The sequence below is a fragment of the Pseudoalteromonas fenneropenaei genome (assembly GCF_042643375.1).
GTDB lineage: Bacteria > Pseudomonadota > Gammaproteobacteria > Enterobacterales > Alteromonadaceae > Pseudoalteromonas > Pseudoalteromonas fenneropenaei.
Genome location: NZ_JBHRSD010000002.1, coordinates 222392 through 245191 on the forward strand (window position 1 = coordinate 222392; position 22800 = coordinate 245191).

Genomic DNA, 22800 nt, shown 5'->3' on the forward strand with positions numbered 1-22800 from the left:
TTTATTGTCTCATTTGTCTTCTATACTATCCTGTGCTATACCCAAATAAGCACACTCAGTTGTTGTGGAGAGTATGAAGACACTCAAACCCTGTGAAATTGCCAAATACTGCAATGTCCACCATCGCAGCGTGAGCCGTTGGATTGCCAATGGCACACTGAAAGGCTTTCGCCTGCATGGGCGCGGTAATTATAGGGTTTTAATGTCTGATTTTATTGAATTTATCCATGAAAACAAAATCCCCCTTACTTCCCCATTATTAGAATTATTACCACTGCAAGAGGTTTCTGAAAACAGTAAAAATAAACCGCTTATTCTAGTTGTTGATGACGAAATCGCATTATGCCGTGCAGTCAAGCGGGTCTTGAGTAACGACTTCAATGTTCATATTGCCAATGACGGTTTTCTTGCCGGTGCTCATCTACTTGAATACCAGCCCGCATTGGTAACGTTAGACTTGGCCATGCCGGGTTTACATGGTAATGAAATTATTCAGTACATTCGTAGTAACCCGAAACTTAAACAAATAAAAATTCTCGTCATATCTGGGCTTAAGGATGAAGAATTAGAGCTGGCTTTGGCGCTTGGCGCAGATGATATTTTGAGTAAACCATTTGAAAATCACTGCTTAGTGGCTAAAGTTAAAGCACTTCTTATGGAAACTAGCAATGTATAAAAGTGTTTTAGTGGTCGATGATGAACCTGAAGTGCTCAAAGCAGTTAGCCGAGTCTTGACGCGCGAGGGCTTAGTTGTCACAACCTGTAATGACCCATTGCAAGCAGTTGACCTTGCACTAGAGCTAAAGCCTAAAGTTTTACTTACCGACTTTCGCATGCCAGCGATGGATGGTCAGCAGCTCATCCAAAAAATCAAAGAACAATTACCTATGACTGAGTGTATCGTGTTAAGTGGTCACGCTGATTATTTTGACATGGTAAAACTGATAAATTCTCGTAATACCTCCCGTTTTATACCTAAACCGTGGAAAAATAGTGAGTTAGTTGAAGCGGTTCTATCGGCGCTTCATAACTACAATCAAAACCGGATAAAGCAGCAAATTTTAAGCATAAATCACGTCCCCCTGTTAGAGGTTGACGGCGAAGGTCGTTTTATGAATTATAACGACGCGTTTGCGAAAGAGTTTTTGAGTGGTAACAATGCCTTAAGTCTACAAGATCTGTTCGATTCCGAAGAGGTAGCTAAGCTAGGTAGCTCTCTTTCTGGTAGTATTGTAATTTCGTCGGCTAAGAATGGCCTCTCTTATCAAATAGAAGAAAAGTTAAAAACCGACTTCTCGCGGCTCATTGAGTTACTAAGCGTATTTAACTCCAATGAATCGGTTGAGCAGTTTAGTTTTGTGCGCAATAAGAAGGCCTTTATTGATAAACTGGATAAGGTTAGCAATGCCACGCTCGTTGCGTTCAAAATTAGAGATTTTTACTTTTGGAGTACCCTAGTTGGCTACCAATTGGGCGCAGACAAATTAGAACAGATGCTAAATTTGTTGCAGTCTTACCATGATAACCACCTGGATATTTTTCAAGTTTCAGCGGATCAAGCGATTATCGCCAGCGGATCATTTACAACTGAGATCGACGTGCATGGCTTTATCGATGGAATTATAGATAAGTTAAAAGCGGAACTTGATATCAGCGGTGTGGCTAAGCTTGAGCTCACGATTACTTATTCACTTTACCCCGAGGATGGTACGCAACTAGATAAAATCATTGATAATCTGATTATTTACAATCAACTTATCAGCGAGGCTAAAAATAGCTTTTACATGCGCTATAGCCATGAGTTACTAGACGCCAAGTTATTTGAGCATAAAGTCAATGAGGCGCTTTATAAGGCAATTGATGCAAAGGAGTTTTATCTTAAGTATCAGCCTAAGTTTGATTTACGGACCCGAAGAATTCATTCCTGTGAAGCACTGATCCGCTGGAATAGTGCACTCGTAGGTTCCCCCTCACCGGAAGTGTTTATTCCTCTTGCTGAGCGAGAAGGTCAAATAGACAGTATTGGGCTATGGGTTGTAGAGGAAGCGTGTAAAGCCATTGTTGGATGGCATAAGGATGATATTGAAATCACCAAAGTCAATGTAAATGTGTCACCAAAGCAATTAGAAAGCGAACTCTTCTTTAGTGCGCTGCAAAGAATTGTCGCCAGTTATGGGTTAAGCCCCTCAAATTTTGAACTAGAAATCACAGAAAATTACCTCATCAGTGATATCAATAAATCGTGCCAGATCTTGCAACTGTTTAAAGATGCGGGCTATACCATAGCGATAGATGATTTTGGTAAAGGTTATTCATCATTGAGCTACATCGCAAAGTTGCCCGTAGATGTGGTCAAGATAGATAAATCCTTGATTGATGACCTTGAGACCTCGAAAACCTCACGAGATGTGATCCGCAATGTAATTCGGTTAGTTCACGACCTAGGTGTAAAAGTCATTGCTGAGGGGATTGAAACAGTAGAACAACTCGAAATATTAATCGAATTGCAGTGTGACGAGGCCCAAGGTTACCTGATAGGTAAACCCGTTATGTATGATGAATTGTGCCATTATGTCTTCTGATCTGCACGGCCAACTTACCGCTTTAATTATTGATGATGATACTCTGATGTTGCGCTCGCTCAATCGAGTCTTAAAGCAATTAGAGCCTCAACTACACATAGTTTGTTTAGATAGCCCCGCTAAACTAGATGAAACACTAGCATCCTTGCCTAACCTGCACTTACTCATTGCAGACTACCTGATGCCAGTAATGCTCGGCACTGAAGTAATCAAGCAAGTGTCGTCGCGTTATGTTGGTCTTATTACCGTGCTTATTACCGGCGAAGCCTCAGGCAAAGCGTTGGATGGGAATAGTATTCAATGTAGTTATTTCCTTTCTAAGCCTTTTGAAATGGCGCAATTTGAGCAGATCATGGCTGATGTTAAAGTGATTAGTCGGCTCAAAATCGAGCGCGAGGTTAAACAACAATTAGAAGGGCTGTTTGTTAAAGGCCAAGTGTCTTTTAGCATGCTTAATTTGCTGAATGCACTCAATGATCCATTTTTAGATTTTATTAAGTTGCAAAAACTACTTTCTCCTGACCCACTACTCACTACACGTATTATCCACTTAAGTAATAGCGCCTATTTTGGTCAGAGAGCTCCAAACTACACCTTAGAAGGCGCAATTAAACGCTTAGGGCTAGAGATGATCCGTAGGATAACCTGTGCTATGGTTTGCGGTGACGTGTTTTGTTTAGTAGCTGACAAACTGCAAATTGAGCGATTAGTAGACCAGCACCTGCTAAATTGTCATAAACTGACCTCTATTTTAAAAGCCGCGGGCTATAAAACTCAGCAAGCTGATAAAATAGCATATATTCATACCTTGCTCTTGATTGGCGAATTAACCGTAAAAACTAAAACAATTATCAGCAATGGGGCACCTAGCTCTGTTTATCTAAATCGCCTAACCTACACATGTTACGTCGCGGCTTTGCTGGGATTTGAGCGTGATGTAACCAATTTTTATTTTAATTGCATTTTGGCTTTGAGTTCGAAGGATATTGGATCTTTTGAAACAGCACTCTTTTTGTTGGCGGATTCCAAGGACTATGAAGCTGAGCATCAAAAAATTAGACAGCTAATTAGCATAAGCGAAAACAGTGACTTAGTGGAGATGTATGATGCACAGTCCGTTTAACTTTCCTTTTGATGCCAAACTATATTCGATATTGCTAGTAGACGATGAGTCACACATATTAAAGTCATTAACTCGATTGTTGCTGCCATTAGGCTTTAATGTCACTAGCTTTATTCGTCCTGAAGACGCCTTAGAGTTTTTAAAAAGTGAATATGTGCACTTGATTTTAAGTGATTTCAGAATGCCAGGCTTGAATGGCGCAGAGTTTTTATTGCAGGCCAGCAGATATAACGCTGATGCCGTTGGAATGATACTCAGCGGGTACACTGACTATGATATGTTAGTTGATACTATAAACTCAGGCGTGGCGTTTAGGTTTCTTCAAAAACCTTGGAGTAATGAAGAAGTACTCACTGCGATAACCGCAGGGTTACAACAGTATCAAGCTAAATTGTATCTACAGAAAAAATACCAATTGTTACTCAATGATAGTGAGCTTATTTTAGAGCTTAACAGGGAAGCAAAGATCACAGCCAGTAATTTGCACGATTGTGATGACACAACTTCGGCGGCTTTGGTATTTTACCTTAAAGAAGATATCGTACCGCTTTTACACAATCCTACAGTCCAACATGTTGTTGCGCAGCTCCCTACTTTTGGCGAAATTCAGCTGCATACTTTACTCACCTCAGCGCAAAACACTATGATAGGTATACAAATAAGTGGTCTGTATGGTCATTGGCCGGTAAAACAACAATGGCGATTAATCCATGACTTGCTGCTACCGGACAAAGAGTCTAACCACTTCATGTTGGCAAATTTGTACATTCAGGCAATGCCATTATCGCTAGACAATCGTACGGCGTTAGTCACGGCTCTGCATCCTATGCTCGAACGAGAGCAATTGCGCATAATCTTTACTCATAATGCCTTATTATTAGCAATAGCCGCAGATAAATTGTCACATCAAGACAAGTTGTTAATTCGCCTTGAAACTGAAATTGAAGAACGGATTTATGATGCACTTGATCTCAATGTCAGCGTCAAGCTAGATATGTTTGATGATTAGTCGCTAGGCAGAAAATCATCAGCTGAGAGTTTTGGCAGCACGATGGTAAATATAGTACCAACACCAAGGGAAGATTCGACTTGTATTGTACCTTTGTGCTTACTGATAATGCTAAATGATAACGAAAGTCCGAGCCCTGTTCCTTTGCCAACAGGTTTGGTTGTAAAGAACGGGTTGAATATTTTCGTAAGATGCTCTGGCTTTATGCCATGCCCCGTGTCTTTGACAATAATGACAACGCGCTCAGCATTTTCAGTAACTGTTATCGTGATTTCGCCTTGTTCCGTTATGGCTTGCGCTGCATTGACAATTAAGTTTAAAAACACCTGATTTAATTGCATTGGCTGACAATACAGTAGCACTTGTTCGCTACAAAATTCGGTTATCACGCTTGCATTGTACTTGATCGCATTGTTGGCAATTTTTAGTGTGTTCTCTATTCCTTCAATGATGTTGGCATACTGCCATTCATTGTTATCGATGTGAGAAAAAGATTTGAGATTTTTAACTATTGCAGCAACTCGCTCTATCCCCTCCAATGATTCCTCAAGTAACGGCAATGCGTCTTCCTCGATATATGCGAGATTTAATTTGTTGCGCATATCTTTTTGCATTAATTGGAACCCATGATTGTCAGTGCTATCAATGACTTTCTGATAAAAGCTCAGCATCGCTAACATGTTAGTTATATAACCTTGTAAGATTTGTACGTTGGAGCTGACAAAGCCGACCGGATTATTGATTTCATGAGCAATGCCCGCAGCCAGTTGTCCAATTGCCGCCATTTTTTCCGATTGCAACAACTGATTTTGCGCGGCTTCAAGTTTGTCGTTTAGCACTTTTAGTTCGTGCTTTTCTAATTCAAGTTCGTTACTTAACCGTTTCTCTTCTTGATAGTAGCTAGCAAGTTCAGTCACATCTTGCACAATAATGCCAACCCGTTTTAGGCAATTTGGTTCATCACAAAAAGGAATAAACTGAATATTCTGGAACATGGCCACTTCACTACCCGTAACCGGCCGACTGCTGCGCAGCGGAAAAACATGCGGATTGTGCTCCCAATAAGAGAAACTAGGTGAATTTAACACCAACACACTTTTTATTTTGTGCTGCAAAAAGCTGGCATGATCGCTAAAAACTTCAACTAGGTTTGCACCTACAGAAAAAGGCTCAGCGCACATTAACCTGTCAAGAAAGTAGTCGTTGACGTAAAGTAACTCTAGCTCTTCATTTACGATAAGCACCCCTACTGGAATATGGTGTAATAGTGCTTGCTGGATCATAAAGTGACTACTCTATCCCCATAAGTCTATCTAGACTTATCAGAGCAGTGGTAATTGAATCAGCATCAAAGCAGATCACCACCTTAGCATCGAACGACAATGATTCTACATAGAATGCAATTTTCATCACTAGAGTATCACTCCATTTTAGCTCAGTACGAGCGAACTGATTTGCCTGCATGATAGTTGGCATACTTAATGACGTTTTTAACCCCAATTGAGTTGCAAAACCGTTTAAGCAAGCCCCTGCTAATATATTCGCTAAATCAAGCAGCAAGGCGTGTTGTTGCGCTACATCGTCGGCGTCTTGATAAGACATTAATTTGCCAATTTCAGATAAACCTTGCTGTGAAAACAAGGTTATGACTTCCCCGTGTATTTCGCCAAGGAAAGATTGCCGCGTTAGGCAAAAGTCATTACTAACACAAATTGCTTTTAAGCCTTCTGGGCCAAGGGTTTTAATTTCTGGAATAGATAAATTGATTTTTGCTTCTATTAAACGAGCGAGTGAATTCGCGGCTTGCCCCATAGAAATATTCATTAACTCTTGGAGCCCGTCTTGCTGAGATTCAGAGATTGTCACGCTCATAATAAGCCCAGCTCGTGTAAGGTGAATTTGAGCTGCTCTGCTTGCAGAGGTTTATGCAAAAAGCGAAAAGCGCCTAAAGAATCAACCAACTTTTTTGCCTCAGGCTGAATATCCGCTGAGATCACGATGACCACTGTTTTAGCATGATGCTCATGAAGATAGCTTAAGACCTGAAAGCCGTCCATTTCTGGCATAGTTAAATCAAGAAACAGTACATCGGCTTTTCCTTCCGCGACCGCTTGTAACGCTTCTTTACCATTCTTCGCTTCATTGACTGTAACGCTCCACTCACTAGGTAGCGCTCTGATCACTGCTTTTCTAGACATTGTTGAGTCATCGGCCACGGTTACCGGAATTGGCATCATTAACCTCCTACTGTGTCTCATTTGTCCTTTCAGTATGGTTGGTTAACTTATATGTGTCAAAAGCACTTGGTTGCTGAGGAAATATTTTTGATATAATATGTATGATGTGTTCTTTATAATAAGAGCATAAACTCTTATTATTTAAATCCATTTAGCATTTTGTCACATACTACTGGGGTTGGTCTGTGATTGTCATCTACCGCCACAAAGGTAAAACTACCAGAAATAGCTAGATGTTTATCATCTTTGTGCATTCGCTCAAGATAAATATTCACATCAACTTTTAAGCTGGTATTGCCAACGTGCACCACTTCCGCTACCAATTCTGCAAATGTGCCAGCTGGGATTGCTTCTTTAAAATCAACTCTATCAGATGAAATAGTCACCAGAGGCTTGCGGCAAAAACGTGTAGCGGCAATAAATGCAACTTCATCCATCCATGCCAATGCATCACCACCAAATAACGTATTGTGGTGATTAGTTCGACCAGGAAACACTGTCTTGGTCACTGAGGTAACAGAACTCTTAATACGCTGTGCTATTACCTGTTCTTTATCTAAACTCATTTCTTCGCTTCTTTTACTGCTAAACGATCATTCATGATTAAAGCTGGGTCTAACCTTTCGTTGAACCAGTTGAATCGCCAATCTAAATGCGGACCTGTCACTCTGCCAGTCGCGCCAATATCTGCAAAATGTTCACCTAACTCCACGGTATCGCCTTCTTTGACGTACAGTTTGCTTAAGTGAATATAAGTTGAGGTAACGCCAAAACCATGGTCGAGGATCACGGTACCGCCGCTATAGTAAAGGTCAGGATCAGCAAACACCACTTTACCAGCTAAAGGCCCATATACCGGCGTTCCTGTTTTATTTGCGATATCTAAACCAAAATGCGGGTTTTTAGGCACACCATTGAACACTCTTTGACTACCGTAAACCCCTGAAATACGCCCTTGTGCAGGTTTGTAGACTGGCTGTAGAAAGTAAGTCAGATCAGAGGCGTTTGCTCGGGCTGCGGATACTCGAGCAGCGTCATCTTTAATCCGTGCTAAAACCTCTTGTGGCGGCGAGACATATTTTTGCTCTACACCGTTCACTTTATCAATCTTGTACTCGCGCGGTTTAATTTCTAATTGGCGAGTAAAAGTTTTGCCTTTAACGCGCCAACTTAGCTCAGCTTGAGCTTTTGCATCACGGCCAAAACCAAACACAAACTCACCCTTATCGGTAAATTTAAGTGCTTTACCATCCAGCGCCACATATTCAAGTTCAGCAACTTTGCCTGTGATTAAGCCACCTTGCGTGAGCGGACCACGCAACTCTAACGCTTGGGTGGCCGAGCTTGCGATTAAAAAACCGGATAATACAAGCCACTTCATACTAGGCTATCCCTATCGCGCCTTTACCTACACCTTCATAAGCGCGCACCATGACTTGTTTGTCAGGGAATTGCGCCTTAATGTCACGCGCCAAGTAGTCAGCGATGCATTCCACGGTAGAATCACAAGGAATGATATCGCAGCGATCTTTTGAAATCGCGAGTTCGAAATAACCTTGCGTTGAGGTATAAGCAAAACACAAGTCGCTGTCGCGCGCAGTAACCTCTTGAAGCGCATCTGCTGTCACTATATCGTCTTCACTGCCCAAATAAATATCCTGCCAACGCTCTGCGCGCTCTTTTTGTAAACGAGGCATTGGAATGCCATCAAGCATAATTTCGATTTGTGAGCGATGACCGTGCACGATACGTTGGCAATTGCCATCGTGCTTCTTAAGGCCGTGACTGTAGTGATAGTAAAAACTGCGAGAAGGTTCTGGACGCAGCGTAAACTCCACATCTTTGACGTTCTTTGGCAACTGTGGCAGCACAGTTTGACGTAAAAACGCGATGACGCTGTCATAATTAATACTGTCACCGTTGATAAAGCACACGGCATCTTTGGGCGCAGCCATTGCAAGATGATGACCACTAAATTCGTAGTCTATGACTACACGCTCGTCGTCGAGTTGATATTTACCATTTAGGCTCGTCGGCACAGCGAGTTTATGGTCTATGCTGTTGTCGATAATACGTTTAATCTGCTTTTTAACTAAACTAAAGTCTAACACCATAGATTCTTCATTCAGATTACCATGTAGCGTAACGTCTACTATCCAGCTTTCGCCTACGGCGCCACGTTGATTACAAAGATAAGAAAAATCGATAACGGTTAAATCGTTTACAAAAAGTATCATAAACAGCCTATAGAGTAATAAGTAACAGCTGGGATTATAAAGATCTTTCAGACAAAAATCGCGGTAATTTGTCCTAAAGCAATAATAGCGGCGTATTTTTACCCGTATCCAACTGTTCAGAGTTGTTTAGCGTACAGGTGTACGCTAAAGTAGCGTCAATTTTTTAAGCAAAGTTAAAAAGTTATGGAACCTAAAAATAGTTATACAAAAGAAGAACTCGTACTGTGCGGTGAGGGAAAAATGTTTGGTGAAGGTAATTGCCGTCTACCAAGCGACAATATGTTAATGATGGACCGTATTATTGAAATCAATGACAACGGCGGCGAACACGGCAAAGGCCTTATCGTTGCTGAGCTTGATATCAATCCTGATCTTTGGTTCTTTGCTTGCCATTTCAAAGGCGACCCTGTTATGCCTGGCTGCTTAGGTCTCGATGCAATGTGGCAGTTGGTTGGCTTTTTCTTAGGCTGGTCTGGTGGTCCTGGTTTAGGTCGTGCACTTGGCGTGGGTGAAGTGAAATTTACCGGTCAAATTCTTCCGACCGCTAAAAAAGTGACGTATCGCATCGAAATGAAGCGCGTAATTAAACGTAAACTGTTTATGGGCATGGCCGATGGTACAGTAGAAGTTGACGGCCGCGTGATTTACGAAGCGAAAGACCTTAAAGTAGGTTTATTCCAAGACACTAGCGCATTCTAATCGATTCTGCTCGTGCTAACACAATAAGCCCCAGTCATTTGCTGGGGCTTATTGTTAGGATCCTATGCTAAATCATGTTTTGTATAGATTTCGACTATCTAGCGCCTCACGCCAACCGCCTAACCATTCTGATCGGGCTTCAATTTGTTGGTATGGGCACAGCTCCTTAGACCGCCCCTGCAAACCTGCTTTATAACCTTGGGAAAATGCTCTTTCTAAACGGTCTCTTTTCTGTCTTTTCATAGGTAATGTCCTCACCTTTGTTCTGTTCAAGAACGTCTCTGTCAATCGACATCAACACTTAACAAATAGATAATAAAACCGTAATACGCAACTTTTCGTGTTGGCAATGTATGCACTTTTTTAAGTTACGCTGTAAGCTAAATCTTGCCTAACTTACGGTTCATTCTCGGCGCAATGAAATAGAAATCAGGGTTAAATCCATTGCGTATTATTGAACAAAATCGAGAGTCAGCTCGCGTTGGAACCTAGCTTTTTCAAGTATTCCAAAACGACACTCACGTACCACATTATGGGTTTGGCCAAACCTGCCCTTTAAATTAATCATATTCGCAAGCGGGTTGCAATGGCATTTAACGCGATAGTTTTTGCGATGAAACGAAATTGAATGTTCAATTCAAAATGGAAAAGGAGTTTAGAAGAGTAAGATCGAACTATAATTAAAAGAAAATAAATTTACCTAAAAACGCTTTAAAAAAACATTCATACTTCTGACATTTTTGAGTCATAAAAAAAGCCGCCTAGTGGCGGCTACTTAGCGTTGGTTACTGGTTATTTGCTCAGTACTTCTAAACCGCCCATATATGGACGAAGTACATTTGGCACAACCACTGAGCCATCTGCTTGTTGATAATTTTCTAAGATTGCCACCAACGTACGACCAACCGCTAAACCAGAGCCATTTAGAGTATGGAGCAACTCAGGCTTCTTTTCACCTTGGCGACGGAAACGTGCTTGCATACGACGCGCTTGGAAATCCCCCATGTTTGAACATGAAGAAATTTCGCGGTAAGTATTTTGCGCAGGCAACCACACTTCAAGGTCATAGGTTTTGCATGAGCCAAAGCCCATATCACCAGTACATAAGATCACTTTACGGTACGGCAGTTCAAGCGCTTGTAAAATTTGCTCGGCATGACCTGTGAGCTCTTCTAACGCTGCCATTGAATCTTCAGGCTTAACTAGTTGCACAAGCTCAACCTTGTCAAACTGGTGTTGGCGGATAAGACCACGCGTGTCACGACCATAGCTGCCCGCTTCACTACGAAAACATGGCGTATGCGCTGTCATCTTTAATGGCAGTTCGCTTTCTTCGTAAATCACGTCACGTGCACAGTTAGTTAGCGGCACTTCAGCGGTAGGAATTAAGCTAAAGCCGTCGTCGCTATCTGTCAGTGCTTTGGTATGGAATAAGTCTTCAGCAAACTTAGGTAATTGACCTGTACCGAATAGACTGTCCTTATTTACTAAATACGGCACATACATTTCTGTGTAGCCGTTTTTGTCTGCATGAGTGTCCAACATAAACTGCACAAGCGCACGGTGCATACGCGCCACACCAGAGCGCATCACAGAGAAACGTGCACCGCTTAACTTCACGCCAGTTTCAAAATCTAGGCCTTTGTTTAAGCCTTCACCTATATCAACGTGGTCTTTCACCGCAAAATCGAACTGGCGCGGCTCACCCCACTTTAATACTTCAACGTTTTCGCTCTCATCTTTACCCGCTGGCACATCGTCAGCTGGTAAGTTAGGCAAAGATTGAATGATAGCATCTAACTGGGCAAGGATTTTGTCTTGCTCAGTCTTGGCTGCCTCTAACTCGTCACCTAAAGAAGCGACAGCGTCTAACAGCGGCTGAATGTCTTCACCTTTCGCTTTCGCCTGACCAATTGCCTTGGCACTACTGTTACGCTCGCTTTGTAGCTCTTGTGTCCGTGTTTGCAGTGCTTTACGTTGTTCTTCTAATGCAGTAATCGTAGCAACATCAAGCTGATAGCCACGTTTAGCCAGCTTTTGCTGCGCTTCTGCGATGTCCTGTCTCAAAAATCTTGAATCTAACATGAGCTAATTTTTAACCTTTTTGCGTTATGAGCGTCAGTCCTAACCAAGCTACCGTGACACACACGATAACGTTGAGCAAAATATTGAGCGCCATTTTAACCAGCTGCCCTTGTTGAAACAATAACAGCGTGTCCATTGAGAATGTTGAAAATGTCGTCAGGGCGCCTAAAAAACCGATACCTATCAGGGCTTTTGCCGGGGAAACCGCGATGACTTGTTTTTCTATCAAGCCAAATAAAATCCCCATCAGGAACGAACCAAGAATATTAACCAGCAAAGTGCCAAAAGGGAATCCCTTTCCGAGTAGTTTCAATGCAGTTTCGTTGACAAAATAACGTAAACAGGCGCCCGTTGCGCCACCTATGGCAATCATTAAGTAAGTCTGCAGCACAGCTTAGTATCTCTTGTTATCACTATTTTGATCTAACTGGTTTAAATAATTCAGTTTTTCTTGCAGTTGTCGTTCAAGCCCACGCTCTGTTGGCACATAATATTGCCTGTCAGCAAATTCTGGCGGAAAATACACTTCACCTGCGGCGTAAGCGCCTGGCTCGTCATGAGCGTAACGATAACTGTCGCCAAAACCCATTTCTTGCATCAGCGCCGTTGGCGCGTTACGTAAGTGCAAAGGTACTTGGACATTAGTGTCCGCCATAGCATCCTGTTTAGCCTGTTTAAAGGCGGAATACACGGCATTGCTCTTAGGTGCGAGCGCCATATAAATAGTCGCTTGTGCAATTGCGCGCTCTCCTTCCGCTGGACCTACACGCTGAAAAATATCCCACGCATTGAGCGCTACTTGCATTGCTCTTGGGTCGGCATTGCCAATATCTTCTGTGGCAATAGCTAACAATCGCCTTGCAACATACAAAGGGTCGCCACCGCCCGCGAGAATGCGGCAATACCAATATAATGCTGCATCAGGCGCACTACCACGAACAGATTTATGAAAAGCAGAGATTAAATCGTAAAACAGGTCACCACCTTTGTCGTAGGTAGCAAAATGACTAGGGAGTACCTGTTTCATCACCGCAAAGGTGATATGGCGTTTACCCGCTTGTGACTCACACATTTCTGCCGCTTGCTCAAGTAAGTTGAGGGCTTTACGCGCGTCGCCCTGAGCGGCTTGGCATAATGCTTTAAGGGCTTCAGCTGCTAAACTCACCTGCCAAGCCTTGAGTTGCGCGTCCTCATTAAGCGCGCGCGCAATCACTAGCTGTAAACTGTCATCACTCAAGGTTTTTAAAGCATAGACGCGCGCACGCGACAAAATCGCGTTGTTTAACGCAAATGAAGGGTTTTCCGTGGTCGCACCAATAAAGACAAAGGTGCCATCTTCAATATGGGGCAAAAACGCATCTTGCTGCGCCTTGTTAAAACGATGTACTTCGTCAACAAATAGCAAGGTTCGTTTACCAAACTGAGCTAAAAGCGCTTTAGCTTCCAACACCGCATCGCGAATATCCTTTACGCCACATGTCACTGCAGAGAGTTTACAGAGCTCAGCGTCGACTTGGCTGGCGATTAATTCTGCCAACGTGGTTTTGCCCACACCTGGTGGGCCCCACAAAATCAAACTATGACATACTCGCGCTTGCAGAGAGCGATATAGAGCAGTATCCGGCCCAAGAATATGCTCTTGGCCAATATAGTGCTGTAAACAAGTAGGCCGCATGCGAGCTGCAAGCGGCCTGACGTCTGGTGCAAAATTAAATCCTAGACTACTCACTACTCACCTTGGGTTTGGTCGTCTATGGCAACACCATCAGGAATGGTGAAGGTAAATTGCGACGCAGCAATTTCAACATTGCTTGCGACCTCACTAAAAGTAAAGCGCGACAACTGTCCCGAAACATCTTTCAGATTCAGACTCGACAGCGCGCCTGAATCACTAAAGCGCACTTCAAGTTTTTCAACCTGAGCGCCTGAGTCTGGTTTTGGTACAATCACAAATGCTTGCCCAACCATGGCAATATCATACTTTTGCCAGTCGTTTGGATCTTCACTAGTTAACAGCACAAAAGGCGTTTGTGCGACTAATGCACTGGCATTCATAACCGTAACTTGTTCTGCAAAGCTATCGTAGAAATAGCCCTTATTGCCGTCGGAGACAAACAAAGTGTCGTCTGGACTTTCTTGTTGCCAACGAATTTTGAGTGGCGCTTGTAACAACAACTTACCCTCAGCATTCATCACTGGCGAACCTTGTTCGTCAGTAACTACCTGATTGAAACGGGCTTGAAAGCTCTTAAGCTCCGCAAGTTTTTGCTGCAAAACCATTTTTGCATCTACCGTTTGTTCAGCAAAGGCAAAGTTAGGCGTGCTTAAAACGCCCATTGCTAATACAGATAACAGGAGCTTTTTCATTAATGTGCGCCTCCTCTAGGCACTAGAACATCACGCGCGCCGTTATGGCCTGGGGCACTGACCACGCCGGATGTTTCCATTTGTTCTACTAAACGCGCAGCACGGTTATAACCGACTCGTAATTTGCGTTGTACGCTCGATACACTGACCTTACCTGTCTCTATTACGAAGGACACTGCTTCGTCATAGAGTGGATCTGCCTCCCCGTCGCCTTCGTCTGAGGCTTCGCCCGGCAGTAACATGTCATCTGTGGTATCGCCACTTAAAATATCTTCAATGTAATTCGGCTTGCCGCGCGCTTTCCAATCATTTACCACCGCATGCACTTCATGGTCATCTACAAACGCACCGTGAACACGGATAGGCACTGATGTTCCCGGTGGCAAATACAACATATCGCCCATACCTAAGAGGTTTTCAGCACCTTGTTGATCCAAAATAGTGCGCGAGTCAATTTTACTCGACACTTGGAACGCCATCCGAGTTGGAATATTGGCTTTGATCAAACCAGTTATAACGTCTACTGACGGACGCTGAGTGGCAAGCACTAAGTGAATACCAGCGGCACGCGCCTTTTGCGCGATACGGGCAATCAGCTCTTCGACTTTTTTGCCGACAATCATCATCATGTCTGCAAATTCGTCAATCACGACGACAATACTTGGCATTTTGTCGAGCTCTGCCGGACCATCTGCCATCCCGTCGGTATCTTTAAAGAGCGGATCTAGAATTGGATAACCCGCTTCTTTAGCATCCAACACTTTTTGGTTGTAGCCTTTTAAATTACGTACGCCAAGCGCCGACATCAGCTTATAGCGGCGTTCCATTTCGCCCACGCACCAACGAAGCGCGTTAGCTGCTTCTTTCATATCGGTGACTACTTCACACAATAGATGTGGAATACCTTCATAAACCGACAATTCAAGCATTTTTGGGTCAATCATGATCATTCGCACATCTTCCGGTGGCGATTTATAGAGTAAGCTTAAGATCATGACATTAACGCCAACTGACTTACCTGAACCAGTTGTACCGGCAACCAATAAGTGCGGCATTTTGCCTAAATCTGCCACAACAGGCTCACCAGCAATATCTTTACCCAATACCATAGTCAGCGGTGACGGGTTTTGTTCAAACTTCGGTGCGCCAATGACTTCTGACAAACGCACGATTTCGCGATGTTTATTTGGCAGCTCAATCCCGACGTAAGTTTTACCCGGAATAACTTCTACTACCCGCACACTAACAGCAGACAACGAACGCGCTAAGTCTTTAGAGAGACTGGTGATTTTCGCCACTTTAATGCCAGGGGCTAGGTCTAGTTCAAAACGAGTTACCACCGGCCCCGGATACACGCCAACAACGCTGGCTTGAATATTAAAGTCGAGCAGTTTTTCTTCCACCAAACGCGACACCGCGGCCAATTCTTCCGGAGAAATCGGATTCTGTTGCTTGTCCGGACGGTCAAGCAAGTCTAACGACGGTAATGGGTCACTCGGCGGCTCTTGTGCTAATAGCTCTTCAAAACGTTCTTTTGCCGTTGGCGGCGGTTGGTAACCTGGCTTTTCTTGTGCCGCAGGTTTAATTGGCCGCGCAGGTGAAACCACTACAGTTGCTGGTTTATCCGCGGCAAACGGCACAGTCTCATCCAGCTGATTGAGCGCAGCAACCGTGTCAAAGTTTTCGTCATCAATAGCGCTAAAACTCATTTCTTGGTCTAACGCAGCATCTAAATCAGCAAACACGTCTGGCTCTTGGCGTACTTGAGCATCCAGCACTGGCTCTGCACGCTGTGTAGGTTGCGCTTTAGAAAATAGTTTGTCTTTTAGTGAGCGACGCGGCGGCGCAGCTTCTTCACCTGACTTGTCGTTGTCTAAGCTCACTTGTGGTAAAGCTTCGATGTCATTACGCAGATGAATAACAGGTTTGCTGTCTTTAAGCGGCTCTTTTATCTCTAACGTTTCTGGCATTTGCTCGTTATCTTGCGCACGCACGATCTCGCTAGTATCAGTAAAGGCTTTAAACTTTTTGGCTAACCAGCGGCACACATACACCACTTGCTCACCTAAATAGTCAACAAATTGTACCCATGAGACCCCCGTCATCAGAGTGAGTCCCGCAAAGAAAAAGCACAACAACAAAATAGATGTACCAGTAAAGTTGAACGCTGGCATCATGGCGTGGGCAATTACATCCCCCACTACCCCACCTGATGAAAAGGTGAAAATATCATCAAAATTAATGCTGCTAATGGCACTGGCTGAGGTTAAAAACAGCGCCATACCAATAATACGCAAACTTAGCGTTACGTAATCAAGCTGTAAGATTTTATGCGGCTTTTTAAAAAGTAGATAACCAAATAGCTGTAATCCGGCCGGCACTAAAAACGCTAGCCAACCGAAAGTCACCAACAAAATGTCTGCAATCCATGCGCCCGCAGCGCCGGTTACGTTGTTCACTTTGACGAATTCGCCTGTTTGCGTCCACGCAGGATCGGCAGGGTCAAAACTGATTAAGGCACAGAGTATAAAAATTGCCGCTGCAGTGCTGACAATTAATCCCGTTTCTAAGAGGCGTTGTACACCATTTAAACGCATAGCAGCGTATTCCTCTAATTCTTGTTATAAACTTATGTTTTACCGTTCTATTTTAGCAAATTTAACAAACATAAGCTGTCTTAATACTTAACCTGACAACAATAGCAAGAAAAAGCTAAGGAGCATAAGGTTTTATTACCTCTCCTTCCTCACCTTTTACTTCTTCCATTACGACATAAGTACGACTTTCACTGACATTTGGCAATTTTAACAAAATCTCACCAAGCACCCCACGATATTCTGACATATCCGCCACGCGCGTTTTTAGTAAGAAGTCAAAATTGCCTGAGACTAAATGACACTCAGATATTTCGTCGTGTTTTTTCACTGCTTGGCTAAAGCGCTCAAACACGTCTGGTGAATTTTTATTCACCGTGATCTCTACAAACACCAAAAGGCTCTGTCCGAGCTTAGCAGGATCCACTACCGCTTTATAACCGCGAATATAGCCTTCCCGCTCGAGTTTTTTAACCCTTTCCAAACAAGGCGTTGCGCTCAAACCCACGCGCCGCGCGAGTTCTACGTTAGAAATTCTGCCATCTTTTTGTAATTCGACTAAAATTTTTCTATCTATTCTGTCTAATTGTTGTGCCATCTTGGTAGTGCTTAATTCTATTTAATGAAAATATATAGTTTTATTCACTAGATATCCAGCTACATATGGTGAGACACACTAGATAGGCCAAGATATAATAGTGAAATATCTTATCCCGTTCTTATTATGAGGCGATTTATTATGATCATCGGTGTACCAAAAGAGATTAAAAACCACGAATACCGCGTAGGTATGGTTCCTGCTAGCGTCCGTGAGTTAATCAACCATGGCCACCAAGTGTTTGTTGAGCACAATGCTGGTAGCGGCATCGGCTTTACAGACGACGACTACATTGCAGCAGGCGCTGAGATTTTAGCAACAGCACAAGAAGTGTTTGCCAAAGCAGACATGATTGTAAAAGTAAAAGAACCACAAGCTGTTGAGCGTGCAATGCTACGTGAAGGCCAAATCCTATTCACTTACTTACACTTAGCTCCAGACCTTCCACAAACAGAAGATCTAATCAAGAGCAAAGCTATCTGTATCGCTTACGAAACCGTAACTGACGCTCGTGGCGGCTTACCTCTACTTGCACCAATGTCAGAAGTTGCTGGCCGTATGTCTATTCAAGCTGGCGCGCAAGCACTTGAAAAGTCACGTCTTGGCCGTGGTATGTTACTAGGTGGCGTACCAGGTGTTGAGCCAGCTAAAGTGGTTATCATCGGTGGTGGTATGGTTGGTCGTAACGCGGCGCAAATGGCTGTTGGCCTAGGTGCAGACGTGGTTATTCTTGACCGCAGCATCGACGTACTACGTTCATTGAACGCACAATTCGGCAGCCAAGCTAAAGTGATCTACTCGACTGCTGACGCACTAGAGAAGCACGTTTTAGAAGCTGACCTAGTTATCGGTGGCGTACTTGTTCCGGGTGCTGCGGCGCCTAAGCTAGTGACTGCTGAGCACATCAAAGCGATGAAGCCAGGTTCTGCAATCGTTGACGTAGCAATCGACCAAGGTGGTTGTGTGGCAACTTCTAAGCCGACAACTCACGCAGAGCCAACTTACATTGTTGATGACGTTGTTCACTACTGTGTTGCGAACATGCCAGGTGCAGTACCACGCACTTCAACTTTCGCCCTAAACAACGCAACGTTACCTTACATCGTTAAGCTAGCGAATAAAGGCTATAAGCAAGCATTGCTTGACGACCCACACTTTATGAACGGCTTAAACGTGATCAACGGTCAAGTGACGTTTAAAGAAGTTGCTGAAGGTTTCGGCATGCCATACGTAGATCCACGTACAGCGCTACAAAACGCTTAATGAGTTCTACCGTACATCTACTTTAAAAGTGCATAGGCCCAGCAATTTGCTGGGCTTTTTTATTTTCACCCCTAAACCACCTACTTCAGTAGGTGGTTATCATCAATTAGGCTTTGCCTTTAAATTAGTGGCCTTGGATTGAATTAGTGAGAGGTGAACTCTCCCAACAAAGGTTTTTTTTCTCTGTAGGCGCGACTTTATGTCGCGCTTATCTTGGATAATATGGTGACAGGAAAACACTGAAGTCGATAGAGCTCCTTCGAGGCGCTAATGCAAAGCCACCTTCTTTAGAAGGTGGATCTTTTATTTGCATTAATGTTCTCTAGTTGAATCTAAACCGTGCTCAGCTATGCTTAGAGAAACGCTCTGGAGCACGCTAAAAATATGGCTATCACCCTGACACAACAAGAAAAACTCATTTTAAAACAAGTAGCCTTACCACCCCGTCCCCAAGCTTTGCTCGACTTTGCCGCAGAAACCAAACAACCTGAGCCAGATATCAGTAAAATCGCGAAAATTCTACAAAGTGATGGCGCAATTTCAGCCGCCGTATTACAGGTGGTCAATTCTGCTGCATTTCGCCGCAATCGTGAGATTGACGCGATAGATCAAGCAATTATGATGCTTGGCCTGAAACGTATTATTCCCTTAGTCAAAGCCGTTGCGCTTAAATCGTCAGTAAAAACCTCAGCCGCTTTGGCAACCTTTTGGGATGATCAAACTAAAATTGCTGAATGCTGTGCACAACTTGCTCTAAGATTAAACAAACCGGGACTGAGTAATTACGCCTACATGCTTGGCCTGTTTCACTTTGCTGGCGTACCAATTCTTTATCAGCACTTTAAAGATTACGATTGTGTGTTTGAATTTGCCGAGCAAAATGGGTGGGACAAAGCTAATGTGTTTCAATCACAGCAGTATAATACCTGTCACGCCACTATCGGCGCACTTCTTGCCCAGCAATGGGGATTGCCTAAAGCCATGATCTACGCCATTTATTATCAACATGATATGGAGGACTTGTACAGCTCAGGCGAGTTGGATGAAGTGGGCTTAGATTTGCTGTCAATTCTAAAGATTGCCCGTAGCGCCTGTTATGGCGATAAATACCAACAAGATTGGTTGGTTGCCACAGATCAAATTTGCGATCACTTTAATCTTAGTGACGATGAAGTAACTGAGCTCATTCAAGATATTATGCTTGCTTAGCGTCCAGCACGGCTTTTGGATTACGCGGGTAAAATGCATCTACTTGACGTTCGCACAAGTTGAACTCACGGGTATTTTTGTACGGTAACTTCATAAAGCCAGCCACCCCAACATCCTGAATGCTCATGGCGTACTGCATAATGCGGTCGAGTAAGGACTTAAAATGCGCCTCTTTTGAGGCATCTAACAAACGATAATAATGGTGTATTTTCAAACGGTTATGTAAAGATTCAAAAATAATACAGCCAGTATGATGAATTTGGTTCAGCTCAAATACGCATTGAATAATAGCTTTAGGGAGCTGCAATTGTTCGTCTGGATCTTTACCGTCTTCAAAATAAGAGTGTGGGCGCGTAATTTCACTGGCTTTCACATCCACCACATCATATTTAAGCTTAGGTAAGTTTTCGAAAATAAACGCGCCAGTGCCGTCGCGCTCTAGTTGGATCGTCTGCCTTGCATCAAATAAGCAGCATTTAAACAAACCTTTTTGCGTGATCCCTTGTGCTAACATCACAGCTGCATTGACGGCATCGGTAAAAGCTTTACTGCGCGACTCGTCATACAATATTAGGCTTGATTCAACAAACAGCGATTCTTGCTTCCAATGAAAACTTAAGCCTCCCACCACTGGGTATTTTGCTAAGCGGCTGATAGACGCCAAAAAGGCTTTTTCAGTATCGCCAGTATCAAACAAAAACTCTTTATAGTAACGGTCTAGCTGAGCGTCGTTAACATCACGCAGCTGCTGGTTTTGGTCGGCACGGCGTAAAAACTGCTTACGTGAGCTGTAAACAACGGTGTCGGGCTTTTCTGGCCCACTGGATAGCCAAAACGGAATTTTCGCCTTGGTCGTTTTTGCGGGTAGTTCGGGCAAATAGGCTTTGGCCATGGTCGGCATATTACGAATAAAATAGTCGCCCGCTTGATCGCGTGTTTTTTTGTCTTTCGACAACATCGCATCAATCACCGCTGCAAACTCTTGCGGTAATCCTAAACTCGCGGCAGGAATAACGCCCGCACCAAAGCGACAAGACTGGGCACTCGCGAGTGCATATAGCGTAGAAGCCACACCTTGTTCATCAAAACGAGGCGATGATTGCGCGCCCGACATCTGTTCATCGCCAATAAAATATACATCGCCCATGCGCGCATTGGTATGACTGACATCGCTCGACATCAAATCCATAATATTACTTGCGACTGGCTGACCATCGCTATCGAGCTGGGCGTATACCGAGCTGCCCCAATCGACCAAAGCGAATGAATCACTCGTCGCATCCCACACTATATTAGAAGGTTTAATATCGCCGTGCACTATCGGCTGTGGTGACATACCATTTTTGTGGTCGCGCAAATCCACCAGAACATTGCGCAGCTTAAGTGCCAACGCCACGACTTCGTGAGGTTTAAAACGCCCGCGCTTGAGTGAGACTTTTTCGAGATCTTCTCCTTTGGCGCGCGCCATCATTAAGATCCCTTGCTTTTTTAAGCGCTCAAAGCCAAAAAACTTTGGCACCATAGGGTTATGAATTTGCGACAGCATAAAGGCTTCGTCTTCGAGCCTATCGCGTACGCTTTGCGCTAAGGTAATACGGGAAAACTTAAAAACCCACTCTTCACCATCTGCTGCCACACCCGCAAACACAAAGCCAAACGCACCAGAGCCAACCACTTCAACTTGTTGATAGCCGAGCATACCCAATTGCTTTTTACAAATGTTCAGCCACTGGCGGTGCTTTTTCGCATCTTGATGAGAGAGCAAATAAATTGATTGCTCTTCATTGATATAAAAGTTTTGAATAGACTTAGTCGCAGGCACAGCAATTCTTAATGGGTTATTTTTGACTTAGTTTACCTTAATTGACGGCATATATTCACGGCCAATTTCTGGCTTTGTTGTAATAACGCCAAATCGTTTTTTAAGGGATAAACTTACACATGCCCAAGCCAAGTGGTTCACCCGTCCTTTCTAAATAGTGATATTTCCGGTAGAAACCTTCTTTACCTTGCGCCGCCATTAACCCCACGGTCGCACCTGAAGTCACCACATCGGCTAAATAGCGCTCAATTTCATCCATGATCCTTTGACCGAGGCCGAAACCTTGTAGTTCGGGCAATACAATGACATCTTGGATATAAAAGAACATCGCCTTGTCGCCCACCACTCTACCACTTGCGACCAGTCGAGTCTGTTGATAAACAGACACAATAAATAATGAGTTGGCCAAACTTGTTGCAACCACATCAGCACGCGGGCTAGTCCAACCGACTTGATTTCGTAGTGCGATAAATTCGTTTACGTTCGGTGTTTGGTAACACGCCACAAAATCACTAGTTTTTTGCTTTAACTGCATCTAAAACACCTGAGCGTAGTTTAACTTTGTTTATTTTTATCGTCCCACAGCATAGGTTGCCATAGCTCGACCTTATTTCCATCTGGGTCCATTATCCACGCAAACTTACCGTTTTCGTGCGACTCTGGCCCACCAATCGCTTCAATCCCTTCGGCTTGCAATTGTGCCAGTAACTCGACCAAATCATCAACGCGATAATTAATCATAAATGATGATTCACTTGGGCTAAACCACAGGCTGTCTTTGCTGGCTAACGCCCACACCGTCATACCTTCGTCGTTGACTTTATCGTCTGGCCAGCGCAATACCGCCCCACCAAAAGATTCTAGCTGCATACCTAAGTGCTTTTCGTACCAAGCAGCGAGCTCGCCACTATCACCTTTACACTTTAAAAACACCCCGCCAATACCTGTAACTTTTGCCATGACTTTCACTCTTGT

23 protein-coding genes are annotated in these 22800 nt (G+C 43.7%); 7 read left to right on the forward strand and 16 right to left on the reverse strand.

Annotated features, from left to right (window positions below):
• Positions 1-73: 73 nt before the first annotated feature.
• From ACFOEE_RS02320 to ACFOEE_RS02335, 4 genes are read left to right on the forward strand one after another with little or no spacing between them, the layout of a single operon-like run.
• Complete coding sequence (locus ACFOEE_RS02320) at positions 74-676, forward strand: response regulator (RefSeq protein WP_377120514.1); 603 nt, start codon at positions 74-76, stop codon at positions 674-676.
• Entirely contained in the window at positions 669-2582 is a 1914-nt protein-coding gene (locus ACFOEE_RS02325; protein WP_377120516.1) for a GGDEF/EAL domain-containing response regulator, read from the forward strand. The genes ACFOEE_RS02320 and ACFOEE_RS02325 overlap by 8 nt, the downstream gene beginning before the upstream one ends.
• The gene (locus tag ACFOEE_RS02330) at positions 2572-3705 is read left to right on the forward strand and encodes an HDOD domain-containing protein (protein ID WP_377120518.1); all 1134 of its coding nucleotides are present in this window, start codon (positions 2572-2574) and stop codon (positions 3703-3705) included. Before ACFOEE_RS02325 ends, ACFOEE_RS02330 begins: the two co-directional genes overlap by 11 nt.
• Complete coding sequence (locus tag ACFOEE_RS02335) at positions 3686-4714, forward strand: response regulator (RefSeq protein ID WP_377120520.1); 1029 nt, start codon at positions 3686-3688, stop codon at positions 4712-4714. Before ACFOEE_RS02330 ends, ACFOEE_RS02335 begins: the two co-directional genes overlap by 20 nt.
• Here ACFOEE_RS02335 and ACFOEE_RS02340 read toward each other — a convergent pair.
• The 6 genes from ACFOEE_RS02340 to ACFOEE_RS02365 form a co-directional block, all read right to left on the reverse strand.
• Positions 4711-5997 carry an ATP-binding protein gene (locus tag ACFOEE_RS02340; protein ID WP_377120522.1) on the reverse strand — a complete coding sequence of 429 codons (1287 nt, stop codon included), beginning with the start codon at positions 5995-5997 and terminating at the stop codon, positions 4711-4713. The genes ACFOEE_RS02335 and ACFOEE_RS02340 overlap by 4 nt on opposite strands.
• Before the next feature lie 7 nt (positions 5998-6004).
• Positions 6005-6586 carry a chemotaxis protein CheC gene (locus ACFOEE_RS02345; protein ID WP_377120524.1) on the reverse strand — a complete coding sequence of 194 codons (582 nt, stop codon included), beginning with the start codon at positions 6584-6586 and terminating at the stop codon, positions 6005-6007.
• On the reverse strand, positions 6583-6948 hold the full coding sequence (locus tag ACFOEE_RS02350) for a response regulator (RefSeq protein ID WP_377120687.1): 366 nt from the start codon (positions 6946-6948) through the stop codon (positions 6583-6585). The genes ACFOEE_RS02345 and ACFOEE_RS02350 overlap by 4 nt, the downstream gene beginning before the upstream one ends.
• 140 nt (positions 6949-7088) lie before the next feature.
• On the reverse strand, positions 7089-7517 hold the full coding sequence (locus ACFOEE_RS02355) for an acyl-CoA thioesterase (RefSeq protein ID WP_377120526.1): 429 nt from the start codon (positions 7515-7517) through the stop codon (positions 7089-7091).
• Complete coding sequence (locus tag ACFOEE_RS02360) at positions 7514-8332, reverse strand: M23 family metallopeptidase (RefSeq protein ID WP_377120528.1); 819 nt, start codon at positions 8330-8332, stop codon at positions 7514-7516. Before ACFOEE_RS02360 ends, ACFOEE_RS02355 begins: the two co-directional genes overlap by 4 nt.
• A gap of 1 nt (position 8333) precedes the next feature.
• Positions 8334-9188, reverse strand: coding sequence for a 6-carboxytetrahydropterin synthase (locus ACFOEE_RS02365; protein WP_377120530.1), 855 nt, complete (start codon positions 9186-9188; stop codon positions 8334-8336).
• A gap of 183 nt (positions 9189-9371) precedes the next feature.
• Between ACFOEE_RS02365 and fabA the strand changes: the two genes are divergently transcribed.
• Positions 9372-9887: a 3-hydroxyacyl-[acyl-carrier-protein] dehydratase FabA gene (gene fabA, locus ACFOEE_RS02370; RefSeq protein WP_377120532.1), complete on the forward strand. Its 516-nt coding sequence runs from the start codon at positions 9372-9374 to the stop codon at positions 9885-9887.
• A 72-nt stretch (positions 9888-9959) separates the two neighbouring features.
• On the opposite strand, the gene rmf is transcribed toward fabA, so the two are convergent.
• The 7 genes from rmf to lrp form a co-directional block, all read right to left on the reverse strand.
• On the reverse strand, positions 9960-10130 hold the full coding sequence (gene rmf / locus ACFOEE_RS02375; protein WP_377120535.1) for a ribosome modulation factor: 171 nt from the start codon (positions 10128-10130) through the stop codon (positions 9960-9962).
• Positions 10131-10679: 549 nt separating this feature from the next.
• Positions 10680-11972: a serine--tRNA ligase gene (serS, locus tag ACFOEE_RS02380; protein WP_377120537.1), complete on the reverse strand. Its 1293-nt coding sequence runs from the start codon at positions 11970-11972 to the stop codon at positions 10680-10682.
• A gap of 10 nt (positions 11973-11982) precedes the next feature.
• Positions 11983-12345 carry a fluoride efflux transporter CrcB gene (crcB, locus tag ACFOEE_RS02385; RefSeq protein ID WP_377120689.1) on the reverse strand — a complete coding sequence of 121 codons (363 nt, stop codon included), beginning with the start codon at positions 12343-12345 and terminating at the stop codon, positions 11983-11985.
• 21 nt (positions 12346-12366) lie between these two features.
• Positions 12367-13701 (reverse strand): replication-associated recombination protein A, encoded by a 1335-nt coding sequence (locus ACFOEE_RS02390; protein ID WP_377120539.1) that lies wholly within the window; start codon positions 13699-13701, stop codon positions 12367-12369.
• Entirely contained in the window at positions 13701-14339 is a 639-nt protein-coding gene (gene lolA, locus ACFOEE_RS02395) for an outer membrane lipoprotein chaperone LolA (RefSeq protein WP_377120541.1), read from the reverse strand. The genes ACFOEE_RS02390 and lolA overlap by 1 nt, the downstream gene beginning before the upstream one ends.
• Positions 14339-16936 (reverse strand): DNA translocase FtsK, encoded by a 2598-nt coding sequence (locus ACFOEE_RS02400; protein WP_377120543.1) that lies wholly within the window; start codon positions 16934-16936, stop codon positions 14339-14341. Before ACFOEE_RS02400 ends, lolA begins: the two co-directional genes overlap by 1 nt.
• A 115-nt stretch (positions 16937-17051) precedes the next feature.
• Complete coding sequence (lrp, locus tag ACFOEE_RS02405) at positions 17052-17531, reverse strand: leucine-responsive transcriptional regulator Lrp (protein ID WP_377120545.1); 480 nt, start codon at positions 17529-17531, stop codon at positions 17052-17054.
• A 141-nt stretch (positions 17532-17672) separates the two neighbouring features.
• On the opposite strand from lrp, the gene ald reads away from it, so the two are divergent.
• Together ald and ACFOEE_RS02415 are read left to right on the forward strand one after the other, a co-directional pair.
• Positions 17673-18794 (forward strand): alanine dehydrogenase, encoded by a 1122-nt coding sequence (gene ald / locus ACFOEE_RS02410; RefSeq protein ID WP_377120547.1) that lies wholly within the window; start codon positions 17673-17675, stop codon positions 18792-18794.
• A 384-nt stretch (positions 18795-19178) separates the two neighbouring features.
• The gene (locus ACFOEE_RS02415; RefSeq protein ID WP_377120549.1) at positions 19179-20003 is read left to right on the forward strand and encodes an HDOD domain-containing protein; all 825 of its coding nucleotides are present in this window, start codon (positions 19179-19181) and stop codon (positions 20001-20003) included.
• Here the strand turns inward: ACFOEE_RS02415 and ACFOEE_RS02420 are convergent.
• From ACFOEE_RS02420 to ACFOEE_RS02430, 3 genes are all read right to left on the reverse strand, one after another.
• Entirely contained in the window at positions 19990-21825 is a 1836-nt protein-coding gene (locus ACFOEE_RS02420) for a serine/threonine protein kinase (RefSeq protein WP_377120551.1), read from the reverse strand. The two genes, ACFOEE_RS02415 and ACFOEE_RS02420, sit on opposite strands and share 14 nt — an antisense overlap.
• 100 nt (positions 21826-21925) lie before the next feature.
• Positions 21926-22360: a GNAT family N-acetyltransferase gene (locus tag ACFOEE_RS02425; protein WP_377120553.1), complete on the reverse strand. Its 435-nt coding sequence runs from the start codon at positions 22358-22360 to the stop codon at positions 21926-21928.
• 20 nt (positions 22361-22380) lie between these two features.
• Positions 22381-22785, reverse strand: a complete 405-nt coding sequence (locus ACFOEE_RS02430; protein WP_377120555.1) for a VOC family protein — start codon at positions 22783-22785, stop codon at positions 22381-22383.
• Positions 22786-22800: the final 15 nt, after the last annotated feature.

Excerpts from the sequence above, each read along its gene's own strand:
- ACFOEE_RS02320 (WP_377120514.1), top strand. The coding sequence starts at position 74 with ATGAAGACACTCAAACCCTGTGAAATTGCCAAATACTGCAATGTCCAC.
- ACFOEE_RS02325 (WP_377120516.1), top strand. The coding sequence starts at position 669 with ATGTATAAAAGTGTTTTAGTGGTCGATGATGAACCTGAAGTGCTCAAA.
- ACFOEE_RS02330 (WP_377120518.1), top strand. The coding sequence starts at position 2,572 with ATGTCTTCTGATCTGCACGGCCAACTTACCGCTTTAATTATTGATGAT.
- ACFOEE_RS02335 (WP_377120520.1), top strand. The coding sequence starts at position 3,686 with ATGATGCACAGTCCGTTTAACTTTCCTTTTGATGCCAAACTATATTCG.
- ACFOEE_RS02340 (WP_377120522.1), bottom strand. The coding sequence starts at position 5,997 with ATGATCCAGCAAGCACTATTACACCATATTCCAGTAGGGGTGCTTATC.
- ACFOEE_RS02345 (WP_377120524.1), bottom strand. The coding sequence starts at position 6,586 with ATGAGCGTGACAATCTCTGAATCTCAGCAAGACGGGCTCCAAGAGTTA.
- ACFOEE_RS02350 (WP_377120687.1), bottom strand. The coding sequence starts at position 6,948 with ATGCCAATTCCGGTAACCGTGGCCGATGACTCAACAATGTCTAGAAAA.
- ACFOEE_RS02355 (WP_377120526.1), bottom strand. The coding sequence starts at position 7,517 with ATGAGTTTAGATAAAGAACAGGTAATAGCACAGCGTATTAAGAGTTCT.
- ACFOEE_RS02360 (WP_377120528.1), bottom strand. The coding sequence starts at position 8,332 with ATGAAGTGGCTTGTATTATCCGGTTTTTTAATCGCAAGCTCGGCCACC.
- ACFOEE_RS02365 (WP_377120530.1), bottom strand. The coding sequence starts at position 9,188 with ATGATACTTTTTGTAAACGATTTAACCGTTATCGATTTTTCTTATCTT.
- fabA (WP_377120532.1), top strand. The coding sequence starts at position 9,372 with ATGGAACCTAAAAATAGTTATACAAAAGAAGAACTCGTACTGTGCGGT.
- rmf (WP_377120535.1), bottom strand. The coding sequence starts at position 10,130 with ATGAAAAGACAGAAAAGAGACCGTTTAGAAAGAGCATTTTCCCAAGGT.
- serS (WP_377120537.1), bottom strand. The coding sequence starts at position 11,972 with ATGTTAGATTCAAGATTTTTGAGACAGGACATCGCAGAAGCGCAGCAA.
- crcB (WP_377120689.1), bottom strand. The coding sequence starts at position 12,345 with ATGATTGCCATAGGTGGCGCAACGGGCGCCTGTTTACGTTATTTTGTC.
- lolA (WP_377120541.1), bottom strand. The coding sequence starts at position 14,339 with ATGAAAAAGCTCCTGTTATCTGTATTAGCAATGGGCGTTTTAAGCACG.
- ACFOEE_RS02400 (WP_377120543.1), bottom strand. The coding sequence starts at position 16,936 with ATGCGTTTAAATGGTGTACAACGCCTCTTAGAAACGGGATTAATTGTC.
- lrp (WP_377120545.1), bottom strand. The coding sequence starts at position 17,531 with ATGGCACAACAATTAGACAGAATAGATAGAAAAATTTTAGTCGAATTA.
- ald (WP_377120547.1), top strand. The coding sequence starts at position 17,673 with ATGATCATCGGTGTACCAAAAGAGATTAAAAACCACGAATACCGCGTA.
- ACFOEE_RS02415 (WP_377120549.1), top strand. The coding sequence starts at position 19,179 with ATGGCTATCACCCTGACACAACAAGAAAAACTCATTTTAAAACAAGTA.
- ACFOEE_RS02425 (WP_377120553.1), bottom strand. The coding sequence starts at position 22,360 with ATGCAGTTAAAGCAAAAAACTAGTGATTTTGTGGCGTGTTACCAAACA.
- ACFOEE_RS02430 (WP_377120555.1), bottom strand. The coding sequence starts at position 22,785 with ATGGCAAAAGTTACAGGTATTGGCGGGGTGTTTTTAAAGTGTAAAGGT.